This is a genomic window from Helicobacter sp. T3_23-1056 (assembly GCF_053654535.1).
Map to the genome: position 1 here is coordinate 34,419 of NZ_JBSIUU010000021.1, position 11,613 is coordinate 46,031.

11 protein-coding genes are annotated in these 11,613 nt (G+C 38.1%); 10 read left to right on the forward strand and 1 reads right to left on the reverse strand.

The genetic code is table 11. From position 1 onward, the window contains the following. Positions 1-17 precede the first annotated feature (17 nt). From ACWIUO_RS10350 to ACWIUO_RS10365, 4 genes are read left to right on the forward strand one after another with little or no spacing between them, the layout of a single operon-like run. Positions 18-1,568, forward strand: coding sequence for a dynamin family protein (locus ACWIUO_RS10350; RefSeq protein ID WP_454177815.1), 1,551 nt, complete (start codon positions 18-20; stop codon positions 1,566-1,568). A gap of 12 nt (positions 1,569-1,580) precedes the next feature. Beyond that, positions 1,581-2,441 carry a hypothetical protein gene (locus ACWIUO_RS10355; protein WP_454177816.1) on the forward strand — a complete coding sequence of 287 codons (861 nt, stop codon included), beginning with the start codon at positions 1,581-1,583 and terminating at the stop codon, positions 2,439-2,441. A 1-nt stretch (position 2,442) separates the two neighbouring features. Beyond that, positions 2,443-3,213, forward strand: coding sequence for a hypothetical protein (locus ACWIUO_RS10360; protein WP_454177817.1), 771 nt, complete (start codon positions 2,443-2,445; stop codon positions 3,211-3,213). Positions 3,214-3,220: 7 nt separating this feature from the next. Beyond that, positions 3,221-3,868: a hypothetical protein gene (locus ACWIUO_RS10365; RefSeq protein WP_454177818.1), complete on the forward strand. Its 648-nt coding sequence runs from the start codon at positions 3,221-3,223 to the stop codon at positions 3,866-3,868. Between the two features lie 3 nt (positions 3,869-3,871). Here the strand turns inward: ACWIUO_RS10365 and bioA are convergent, their stop codons facing one another. Further along, positions 3,872-5,434: an adenosylmethionine--8-amino-7-oxononanoate transaminase gene (gene bioA, locus ACWIUO_RS10370; protein ID WP_454177819.1), complete on the reverse strand. Its 1,563-nt coding sequence runs from the start codon at positions 5,432-5,434 to the stop codon at positions 3,872-3,874. 115 nt (positions 5,435-5,549) lie between these two features. Between bioA and ACWIUO_RS10375 the strand changes: the two genes are divergently transcribed. The 6 genes from ACWIUO_RS10375 to ACWIUO_RS10400 form a co-directional block, all read left to right on the forward strand. Further along, positions 5,550-6,872, forward strand: a complete 1,323-nt coding sequence (locus ACWIUO_RS10375; protein WP_454177820.1) for an aminotransferase class I/II-fold pyridoxal phosphate-dependent enzyme — start codon at positions 5,550-5,552, stop codon at positions 6,870-6,872. A 50-nt stretch (positions 6,873-6,922) separates the two neighbouring features. Then, a complete protein-coding gene (locus ACWIUO_RS10380; protein ID WP_454177821.1) occupies positions 6,923-7,852 on the forward strand; it encodes a pimeloyl-ACP methyl esterase BioG family protein in 930 nt (309 codons plus the stop codon). 9 nt (positions 7,853-7,861) lie between these two features. Continuing rightward, a complete protein-coding gene (locus ACWIUO_RS10385; RefSeq protein ID WP_454177822.1) occupies positions 7,862-8,611 on the forward strand; it encodes a methyltransferase domain-containing protein in 750 nt (249 codons plus the stop codon). 114 nt (positions 8,612-8,725) lie between these two features. Next, a complete protein-coding gene (locus tag ACWIUO_RS10390; protein ID WP_454177823.1) occupies positions 8,726-10,357 on the forward strand; it encodes an ABC-F family ATP-binding cassette domain-containing protein in 1,632 nt (543 codons plus the stop codon). A gap of 10 nt (positions 10,358-10,367) precedes the next feature. Further along, entirely contained in the window at positions 10,368-10,661 is a 294-nt protein-coding gene (locus tag ACWIUO_RS10395) for a heme ABC transporter substrate-binding protein (RefSeq protein WP_454177824.1), read from the forward strand. Next, positions 10,658-11,613, forward strand: a 956-nt coding sequence (locus ACWIUO_RS10400; protein ID WP_454177825.1) for a DNA adenine methylase, incomplete at its 3' end; no start/stop codon positions are given. The genes ACWIUO_RS10395 and ACWIUO_RS10400, both read left to right, overlap by 4 nt.

An 11,613-nucleotide genomic window follows, 5' to 3' on the forward strand; every position in this document is an offset into this window, starting at 1 on the left:
ACAAAAAAGGAGACGAAATGTCAGCATTACAAAAATGTCCAAATTGTGGAATAGAGGCGGAGTTATTTTGCTATAAATGTGGCGAAATAGTCGGTGGAAAGGAATTTAGCGATAAAAATAGTTTGGAGCAAAGTAGCAAAAATCTAAAAGATTTTATCGCTAAACTTAGCCAAAAAGTAGAGTCAAAACCTGCGCCAAATACAGCGGTGCAAAGCTATTTTGATGAAGTGGCAAAGATTAAAAATGTGCTTTTGGTTGGCAAAAAAGATGAGGATAGCACGGAATCTAAAAAGATTTTAGATGGGTTCATAAACGAAGCGGAAAATTTTCTAAATCAAAGTCAATATTTAGAAATCGCCTTTGTAGGCACGATAAACGCCGGGAAATCCACGCTTATAAACGCGCTACTAAAGGCAGAATACGCAAGCACGCATTCTACGCCTGAAACGGCTACACTTACGAAGTTTCGCTATGGTGAAAAAGCAGAGATGAAAATTACCTTTTACACCAAAAATGAGTGGGAAGAGCTGTGGAATGACGCAATCAAAAGTGGCAAACTTTTTAAAGATAGATATGATGAACTTGGCGCAGAATCTTACAAAGATAGCTTTGTGGGCAAGCAAACTATCACGGAGGATTTTAGTATCGATACGCTTAGAAAATACACTTCCTCAAAAAGCCCTCAACACTTTTTTATCAAAGAAGTAGAGATTAGCTACCCTGATTTTCCATATCAAAAAAATCTAATGTTTGTGGATACTCCCGGGCTAGATGACCCTGTGCCATATCGCTCAAATATCACTCGTGATTATATCAGCACCGCAAAAGTCGTGCTTGTTTGCAATATGGTAAATTCTATGAAAGAAGGTGAATTAAATGTGATTTATAGCGCGTTTGACAATACAGGCGGAAAACCTGAAAAAGTCTATGTGCTAGGCACGCAATATGATACTTTTTCAAATCCCAAACAAGACTGGGATACGCAAAAAGCTGAATGGGCAAATTATCTCACTTCTCCAAAGCAAGTTGATGGAGCAAAAGAGCACACTTGCTACACTAAAAAGCTAGCGAATAAAAATATCATCGGCGTTTCTGGCTGGACTGCTTTTTTGTGCGAACTTTATAAAAAAGGCGAATTAAAAGATACAAAACCGCTAAAAGACATTTGCTATAAAATCTTTAGCAATGATGACATAGATGCAAATTTGGATAAATTGCTTGAGTTTTCAAATGTGGATTTGGTAAATACACGCATACAAAAAGATATTTTGGATAATGCGCAAAAAATCTATATCGATGGCGTAAAGGCGACTTATCACAATCTGCAACGCAACATAAGCGAGTATTTCACAGGCGATATAAATAAAAAGCAAGAGACTTACAATGCCCTCTCTGGCGGACTTGAAGCGACAAACGCACAAATTTCAAAAGAAAAAGATGAGCTAAAAGAGTTGCAAAAAGCGCAAAATGAGATGGAAAATATCATCGCAGACTTTGAATCTCAAAGCAAAGCAATGCTAGAAAATCTAGGTGAGCAAATACAAAATCTCATCGAAAGCAATAAATAAGGGAGGTGTATTATGGGCTGGTTTGATGATTTTGCAGATGGTATTAAAAATGGCTTGAAAAAAGCTGTTGATTTTGTAGCTGATGGTGCTAAAAAAGGTGTTGATTTTGTGGCTGATGGCACTAAAAAATTTGTTGATTCTTGTATTATGAGTATGAAGAATGCCATTGCACTTGGGGAGTATGCTTGGGATAGCGTTACGGGATTGTTGTCCTCTGATGAAGCTAAAAAGACTGCTAGAGAGATAAATCTTGCAAACAAAATGGTTGCTAACTTTCTTGCTAGCACTTCTTTTGACAAAGATAAATCAAGCATAAGCAGTATGAAATCCTTGCAAGATGAGATAAATAGGTTTAAAAATACCATAGCAAGTCAAGCTGAAGTATTTGAATCTGAGCTAAGTCGTATCGGTAGAGAATGTATCGACAAACTAGCACAAACGCTAACCCAAGACGCCGCCAATGATTTTAAGGCACAATGTGAGCTGGCATTTGAAAAGACTGCGGGGAGCGCGCTAAATAGCATTAGTAAGAAAATCAGCCTTAGCGATGATAAGTTTGTGGATATTTTATCGCTTCCTAATGGTTTGGAAAAGGAAGAAAAAATACAAGATTTTATCGATAAAGCTACGCAAGAAGGTTTTAGGACGCTAAGCTATCATTTTAAAGAGGGCATAACGGACAACATAGCCCAACTCATAAAACAGCTAAACAACGAGCTAGAAATCCGCCGCACTTTGAGCGCAAAACAAATGGAGTTTTTGCACAAAATCAAAGAAGCTGGAAGCGTGGAGCAAAAGCAAAGTGAGCAAGCAAATATCGCTTGCAAGCTAAATAAAAATATTGCTATTTTAAATGCGATAAAGGGGGTGTAGTATGACGCAAGCAATTTTGTCGATTTTGACACAAGCAGGTAAGGTGCTGAAAAAAGCTGGTCCAATCATAGAAAAAGTAGTTGCATACTTGCCATTGATAACAAATGGGATAAGCACAATAAAAAGTTGGTTGTCTGGCGATGAGAAAGAGAATCTCACAAGCGAACTCTCCCAAAGCGAATCCTTTGACGCGCAAAAGGCAAGTATCGCAGAGATTCAGCAGATTCGCGGGATTATTTCGCAGTATAAAAACGCTTCGTTGCAAAAGATTGATGATTTTGCAGGGCAGATTGTCGATGGATTTTTTGAAAAAGTGTTTAGCGATTTTGGTGAGCTTTTTGGCGAGATTGATGAAAATATCGCTAAAGATATGCGAAGTGGGGCTAACTATCACTTTGGCAAAGCAAAGGAAAATTTGCGCCAAAATATAATGAGCCAAATTAGCTTTGATAATGAAAAATTGGCTGAAATCTTGCGCGGTGATAGTAGCGAGGACAAAAAGCATAAGCTAGATAGCTTTATAGATTCGGTAAATGCAAATGCGTTGCGTGGGTTTCAAAATGAGCTAGAAAATAGCCTAAATGCGGTTTTTGAGTTAGCAAAGCAAAAGCTAAATGGCAAATTGGAGGGCATAAAATCTAGCGCGGAAAAAAGCGTGCGATTTTTGGAGGATTTTCAAAATTCGCCCGATAAATTAGCCAAAGAAGCACAGCAAATCACACTTGCCAAAAGCATAGCCATAGATAGTGCGATGCTTAAAGCGATAGGGTAGGTGGCATTTGAGCGATGATAGATTGCTAGAAAATATCGCGGATTTGGTGCATAGTGAGTTTAGGTTATTTGTAGCGGATTTGCTATGTGCCAAAGATTTTGATATGCTAGAAATGATAAGTAGCGATGAGATAAGGCGCAAAATCTGCAATGATAAGGCAATCAAAGCTAAGCTACAAGAGATTATCAAATGCCCTAATGAAAAAATCATTATCAATGATAATGGCGATTATACAAGCGTGTATGAAGCGTTTGTTTTGTGGATTATTGGTAGGATTGGCATAAAAAATAAGCTATTTTTAATGCTAGAGACAAAGAGGCTTTATAGCAAGCAAAATCTTTGTAAATCTTATGCCAAAATCCAAAATCTACATTTAAAAAAAGCAAAAAAGCAAGCAATGCTAGCGGTGATAAAAGGCGAGAAACTAAAAAATACCAAACATATCAATGGTAAAAATAACGCTACAAAATCTAGCGGATTTATGGGCGGGTTTATAGAGGCTTGTAGTGAGGGTTTGAAAAACATTGATAGGGGGATTTTGGATAAAATGAATTTGCAAGTTAGAGAGGCATTAAAACAAATTAGCGAGGAATTAAAACAAGATACAGAGCGGATTTCGCTAGATTTAAAAGGTTTTTTAATGAAAAATGATTGAATGCTAGCCTAGATTTTGCAAGATTTCGCGCAAGTTTTCTACCACAAACTTTACTTGCTTTTTGGTAATGATAAATGGAGGCATAAAATAAATCGTGTTGGCTAGCGGACGAAGCAATAGCCCCCTTTTTAGCCCTTTTTTAAATACTTCTAGCCCCGCTCTTTTGTGCCTACTACCCACAATATCTAGGGCAAAAATCATACCGCAATGACGGAGGTTTGCGACATTTTTTAGGCTAGATAGATTTCCCCAAAGCGAAGCGATAAATTCGCTTAATGTTTGATTTTTTTCTATGATTTTTTGGGAGGCAAAAATATCTAGCACCGCATTTGCAGCCGCGCAAGCAAGGGCGTTGCCCGTGTAGCTGTGAGAATGCAAAAATCCTACATTACTATCGCTATCGCCATAAAAAGCCTCATAGATTTTATCGCTTGTAACCACCACAGAGAGAGGCAAATATCCCCCGCTAATGCCTTTGCTAAGGCATAAAAAATCTGGCACTACCCCGCACTGCTCATAAGCAAACATACTCCCGCTTCGCCCAAAACCTACGGCGATTTCATCAAAAATGATTAAAATCCCATATTTTTTAGCTAGCTTGCAGGCGGATTTTATAAAGCCTTTTGAGTAGATATTTATCCCGCCTGCGCATTGGATTAACGGCTCTAAGATAAATGCGCAAATATTTTCCCCCTCTTTTTGCAAAATCTTTTCTAATGCGCGGAGTTCTTGTTGGTAGTTGCTAGAATGTATGGGGTTTGTGGATTTTGCAAGTTTTGATTTTGTGGATTTAGATTTTGCGTTTTTTGTCGTGGCAAAATCGTTGATAGAATCTGTAAATTTTGGCACAGGAGTGGTGATACATTCTAACAACAACGGCTTATAAATGTCTTTATAAAGCCCCACATCTCCCACGCTTAGCGCGCCTAAAGTCTCGCCGTGATATGCGTTTGATAGCGTTAGAAACTTGGTTCGCTTTTTTGTAGATTTTGGTTTATGGTTTTTAGAATCTAGCGCGTGATTTTTAGCTAGATTTTGTGTGATATTTTTGTGGTATTGGTAGCTCATTTTTAGGGCGACTTCTATCGCACTTGAGCCATTGTCTGCATAAAAACATTTATTAAGCGGTGCGGACAAAAGGCTAGTTAATCTATGTGAAAATCTAATAATTTGCTCGTGAGAAAAGCCCGCTAATATAATGTGCTCTAGGGTTTTTAGCTGTTTTTTGATTGCTTTATTTATGGTTTTATTTTGATGTCCAAAAAGATTTACCCACCAGCTACTGACACAATCAATGTATTTTTGCCCATTAAAATCATACAAATACACGCCCTTTGCTTTTTTTATGGGGATTAGCGGGATATTTTCGTCATTTTGCAAATTTTCGTCATTTTGCGAAATGCTAAAATGGTCTTTCATCTGCGTGCAAGGATGCCAAATATGCGCTAAATCAAGGGCTTTTAATCGGGCTTGTTTGTCGTTTTTGACTGCGCTTTTTTGCAAGCGTTTTGGCAAGTGTTTTTGCAAGTTTTTTGGTGGTATTTTTGGGGGAAAAATTTGTGGCATTTGCTAGCCTTTTTTGTGGTTTTTATGGCAAAATACTACACCAAAATCTATAATTTCATTTTAATAAATACGCTTTCATTTCACATTTTTATATTGTTTAGGGCAGGGTGCAAAAGTGCAAAATTACTACATAAAACAAATCTTAGATTCTCTAAAAAAGCAGGATAATTATCGCTATTTGCGCGATTTTAGCCATAATGGCGCGTATTTGTGCGGTGATAAAAAAAGACTGCTAAATCTAGCGAGTAATGATTATTTGGGTTTAGCGACATCTAAAAAAATGATAAAAAAATTTTATCGATTTTTTAGAAAGACTAGTCAAAACGATTTTTCATATTTTAGCTCATCTTCTTCGCGCTTGCTTAGCGGTGGATTTGGCATTTATGGGGTTTTTGAAGCGTATTTGGATTCTATATTTTTGCCTAAAAAATCATTGCTTTTTAATAGTGGCTATCATCTAAATATTTCCCTTTTGCAAGCCCTTAGTCATCTCCCAAACTCACTTTTTTTGCTAGATTTTTATGCGCACGCTAGCATAATCGATGGCGTGCGACTTGGCGGGGCTGATTTTAAGCGATTTAGGCATAATGATATGTTGCATTTGCGTGAGTTGCTAGAATCTAGGGCAAAAAAATATGAGCATATTTTTATCATAAGTGAGGGGGTGTTTAGTATGGAGGGGGATTTTGCGATGTTAGGCGAAATCATCGCGCTAAAAAATGAGTATAAAAAAATGGGCAAAAATATATATATTTACCTTGATGAAGCCCATAGTGTAGGGGTTTTTGGGAAATGCACTTGCGATGAGATAGCAAAGCAAAAACGCATAGCAAGGTGCAAAAAACAAGATTTAAGCGATTTTGCTTTTAATGATTTTGTGCGTGATTTTGGCGCGCAAAATGACGGGCTTGGGCTAGCTAGGGCTTTAGATTTGCACTCACAGATTGATTTTTTAATCTTTACTTTTGGCAAGGCGATAGGCTCAATGGGGGCTTGCGTGATTTGTGATAAACATTTCAAAGATTTTTTTGTAAATAAGGCTAGGGGGCTTATCTACTCTACCGCCCTGCCACCTATAAATGTGGCGTTTAGCCACTTTGTGTTTCAAAAATTAGGCACAAAATCTATGGCAAGACGCAGGGGGAAATTAGCAAATCTAAGCGAGGTTTTTAAAAGCGGATTAGGGATAATCGCTAGCAAATATCATCTAACCTCACTTGGAAAAAGCCATATATTTTCTCTCATATTAGGCGAAAATACAAGGGCTATCAAACTAGCCAAAAAGCTAGAATCTAGCGGGATTTATGCCCCCGCGATAAAATATCCAACCGTGCCAAAAGATATGGCTAGAATCCGCTTTTGTCTAAATGCAAATATCTCACAAAAAGAGGCACAAAATGTTTTAGAGAATTTGGAGAAGCATATAAAATCTATATAAATTATGGGCATAAAATTGTGAAATTTTTTGGGTAAATGCAAAGGGATAAAATGAAAATTTTTACACAAAAAAATAGCCTTAAACCACGCGAAAATCTAATCATATTTTTTAGCGGATTTGCTAGCTTGCCTAGTCATTTTGATTTTTTGTTTGAAGCACAGGATTTTGCTAGCAAAAATCCATCAAAAAATACGCACGATTTTGGCACGGATTTTAGTGTGGATTTTGGTGTGGATTTTGCATCAGATTTTGGCTGGGATTTTGATTTTTTGATGTGTTATGATTATAGCGATTTTAGCGAGTGTGAAGCACAGATACAAGGGCTACTAAAAGAGAGCCAAACATACAAAAAAATCTATCTTATCGCGTGGTCTATGGGCGTTTTTGTGGCGTCTATGTTGCTAAGTGATTTTGCAAAAAAACATAACGCAGATTTTGGCTATGATTTGGACAAAAACTTTGCGCAAAAAATCGCTATAAATGGCACAAATATCGGCATAGATAATACCTATGGAATCCCGCATAAAATCTTTGCTTACACGGCTAAAAATATCAAATCTAATGCGTTTAAAAAAGCACTTTTTGCAAGCAGGGATTTTGATATTTTGCACTTAAAAAAGGATTTTGATTTAGCGGATTTTACGCATAATTTTTGCTTGCCACATAACCTAGAAAATGAGCTAGAATCCTTGCTAGATTTTTATCACTTTTATTTGCAAGATTTTGCGCAAGATTTTGGGCAAAAAAGTTTGCAAGATTTTGATTTAAATCTTACGCAAAATTTTGCGCAAAAATTTGCACAAAATTTTTTGTGGGATAAGGCAATCATTTCACGCGATGACAAGGTTTTCCCCACAAATGCGTGTGAGAAATTTTATGCGCAAAATCCACATAAAATCCACACAAAAATCATTTATACAAACGCACCTCATTTTGCATTTTTAGGCTTTAAAAATTGGGCTAAAATCCTGCAAGCATAAATCCACAAAATGAACCAAATCGACACAGCCAAAGTGGCAAAATCTTTTGCAAAAGCAAGCAAGACTTACAAAAAAAATGCCATTGTCCAAGAAAAAATGCGCTCCGTGCTAATAAAAATGCTAAAAAAATATGGGCAAACATATTTTGAGAATGTGTTTGAATTTGGCATAGGAAATGGCGAGTTTAGCGAGCTTTTGCAAGAAAATATCAAACACAAAACATACACCATAAATGATATAAATCCGCCATTTTTGCATAAAGATTTGGATAAAAATCCGCACTTTGATAGCATAGAAATCTTTGATATGAATACGCTAGAAACGCATAAAATTTTTGCGCAACGATTTGATTTAATCGCGTCAAATGCGTGCTTGCAATGGCTAGATACGCATAAGATTTTGCGACTTCTTAGCACTATGCTAAAGCCAAATGGGATTTTATTGCTTAGCACATTTGGAGAGCAAAATCTATGCGAGCTAGAAAAAATAGCGAGCATTTCTCTGCGATACGCTAGCGCAAATGACATAAAAACTACGCTAGAAAATGCGTGCGAAGTGCTGGATTTGCAAGAGGGGGTGGAGACATTAGATTTTGGTAGAAGTATTGAGGTGTTTAGGCATTTGCAAAAAAGCGGTGTAAATGCGCTAAATGCGGATAAAAATACATTAAATAAATCATTGCTAAAAGCCTATCAAGCGCGATTTGGCGGGCTTATCACTTATCATTCAATCTATATTTTGGCACGCAAAAAAGTATAAAATTTTAAGGAACTTCTAAAAAATAGATAAAAATAGCGTAAAATACGGCTTTTATTTTCTGCAATAAACCCCAACAAACTACCTTAAAATCAACCCCACAAAAAGGACAAAAAAATGCTCCAAACCATAAACTTATCAATGCGCTACCCCACCAAAAAACTCTTTGAAAATGTGAATCTTAGCTTAGATTCAGGCAAACGCTACGGGCTTATCGGCGCAAATGGCGCGGGAAAATCCACGCTATTAAAGATTCTCTCAGGCGAGGACGAAGCCACAAGTGGCGAAGTGGTAATCGCCCCAAATGCAAGACTTGGCGTGCTCAAACAAGACCAATACGCCTATGAAAATCTAAGCCTAAAAGATGCCGTGCTTATCGGCAACAAACGCCTCTATGACGCAATCAAACGCAAAGAGTGGCTTTATGAAAATGGCGATTTAAGCGATGAAAAAATCAACACCGAATTAGGCGATTTAGAAATGATTTGCGCAGAAGAAGACCCTACTTATGAATGCGAAGTGGTGATTGAGCGGATTTTGGAGGATTTGGGATTCCCCGCTAAAAGCCATCAAAACCTTATGAGTAGCCTTACAGGCGGGGATAAATTTAAGATTTTGCTTGCCCAAGTGCTATTCCCAAAGCCTGAAATCTTATTGCTAGATGAGCCCACAAACAACCTTGATTTGCCCTCAATCGCGTGGCTAGAAAACAACTTAAAGCATTATGAGGGCGTGATAGTGGTGATTAGCCACGATAGGCATTTTTTAAATTCTATCTGCACGCATATTTTGGATATGGATTTTGGCTGCGTGCGCGAGTTTAGCGGGAATTATGATGATTGGTATATCGCTAGCACGCTTATCGCCAAACAGCAAGAAGCCGAGCGCAACAAAAAGCTAAAAGAAAAAGAGGAATTAGAAAACTTTATCGCGCGTTTTAGCGCAAATGCTAGCAAGGCAAAGCAAGCCACTTCGCGCCAAAAGCAATTAGAAAAGCTAGATATTAGCGCGCTTAAAGTTAGCTCACGGCGCGACCCTAGCATTGTGTTTAAGCCAAATCGCACAATCGGCAATGAAGCCCTAGAATGCGAGGGAATCAGCAAATCTTATGGCGATAAAAAGGTGTTAGAAAATGTGAGCCTAAAAATCCTGCCAAATGATAAAATCGCGCTAATCGGTCCAAATGGCGTGGGCAAAAGCACTTTATTGCAAATCCTTGTCGAAGTTTTACAGCCCGATTGTGGCAATGTGAAATGGGGTGCGACTACTCATCGAGGCTATTTCCCACAAAATGTAAGCGAGGAAATAAAGGGCGAAGAGACGCTCTTTGAGTGGCTTCGGGCATTTGATAAGCGCAAAGAAGCGGGGGAAATCCGCAATGCGCTGGGCAGAATGCTATTCTCAGGCGAGGAGCAAGAAAAGCAGGTAAATCGCCTAAGCGGTGGCGAAAAACACCGAATGGTGCTAAGTCGGCTAATGCTAGAGGGCGGGAATTTTTTAGTCCTTGATGAGCCCACAAATCACTTGGATTTGGAATCCATAATCGCGCTTGGCGAGGCGTTGTATAAATTTAGCGGGAATGTGATTTGCGTAAGCCACGATAGAGAGCTAATCGATGCGTATGCAAATCGCATAATTGAGCTAGTCCCGCAGTTTGAAAAAAACGATAAAAATGGCGCGAATCTCCCCGCCAAAATCATCGACTTTCGCGGAACTTATGAGGAATATTTGGAGAGTAAGAACATTTGAGGGCAAAAGTATGAAAAACAACAAAATAGTTGGCAAAGCAATGGGGCAAAAAATCGAAAAAATGTTTGGTTTGGATAAATTAAAAGAAGGCGAATCCAAAACGATAACTACTGCAGAAATTAGAAAAAAGATACCAGAATATCCAGCCAAAAATGGACACCCAGCTTTTAGAGATGGTAGCAGAAATGGACAACAAATAGGATTCTTAGTTAAAGAGTATAATGTCAAAAAACACCATAAGAATCCAAACAATCAAAATAGCGAAGTAGTAGAATTTGAAATTTCAACTAAAAACACAAAATGAACTACATAGGCTCAAAACTCAAACTTAGCGATTTTATTGCGCAATCCATCACGCAACGCATAACAAAATCTAAACCACTGCGCGAATGCGTATTTTGCGATTTATTTGCGGGCACAGGGGCGATTGGCAGGGCGTTTAAGCGCAAGGTGCGTAAAGTCATCGCAAATGATAGGGAATTTTATAGTTTCGTGCTAAATCAAAACTACATAGCAAATCACACGCCGATACAAAATCTAAACGCGCTCGTGGCAAATCTCAATAATTTGCAAGGCATAAAGGGCAAAATCTATGAAAATTACTCACTTGGCGGGACGCAAGGCAAGGCACACCAAAGGCTATATTTTAGCGATTCTAACGCAATGAAAATCGATGCGATTCGTGTGAAAATTGAGAATTTAAAGCAACAAAACGCCATAGATTCTAACGAGTATTATTTTTTACTAGCCTCACTACTAGAATCCGCTGATAAAGTCGCAAATGTCGCCTCTGTGTATGGTGCGTTTCTAAAAAATCTTAAAAAATCCGCGCTTAAAACTATGGAATTTAAGGGCGCGGATTTTGAAATCAACGACAATTCGCACGAGGTTTTTAATGAGAATGCAAGTGATTTAATCGCTAAAATCAAAGGTGATATTCTCTACCTTGACCCGCCTTATAATGCCCGTGAATACGGCGCAAACTACCATTTGCTAAATACAATCGCTTTGTATGATGACTTCACTCCGCAGGGCAAGACGGGACTGCGCACATATCAAAAAAGTGATTTTTGCAAAAAGGGCAGTGCATTAAATGCGCTGGAAAATCTTGTGAGAAATGCGGATTTTGAGTGGATTTTTTTGAGTTACAACGATGAGGGGATTTTGGGATTAGAGCAAATCGCAAGTTTGTTTAAAAATTATGGCAAGTATGAGCGCGTTAGCAAAATCTATCAGCGATTTAAGGCAGATTCTAC

Bases quoted from the DNA above. Each gene is read 5' to 3' on its own strand.
- ACWIUO_RS10350 (WP_454177815.1), top strand. From the start codon at position 18: ATGTCAGCATTACAAAAATGTCCAAATTGTGGAATAGAGGCGGAGTTA.
- ACWIUO_RS10355 (WP_454177816.1), top strand. From the start codon at position 1,581: ATGGGCTGGTTTGATGATTTTGCAGATGGTATTAAAAATGGCTTGAAA.
- ACWIUO_RS10360 (WP_454177817.1), top strand. From the start codon at position 2,443: ATGACGCAAGCAATTTTGTCGATTTTGACACAAGCAGGTAAGGTGCTG.
- bioA (WP_454177819.1), bottom strand. From the start codon at position 5,434: ATGCCACAAATTTTTCCCCCAAAAATACCACCAAAAAACTTGCAAAAA.
- ACWIUO_RS10380 (WP_454177821.1), top strand. From the start codon at position 6,923: ATGAAAATTTTTACACAAAAAAATAGCCTTAAACCACGCGAAAATCTA.
- ACWIUO_RS10385 (WP_454177822.1), top strand. From the start codon at position 7,862: ATGAACCAAATCGACACAGCCAAAGTGGCAAAATCTTTTGCAAAAGCA.
- ACWIUO_RS10390 (WP_454177823.1), top strand. From the start codon at position 8,726: ATGCTCCAAACCATAAACTTATCAATGCGCTACCCCACCAAAAAACTC.
- ACWIUO_RS10395 (WP_454177824.1), top strand. From the start codon at position 10,368: ATGAAAAACAACAAAATAGTTGGCAAAGCAATGGGGCAAAAAATCGAA.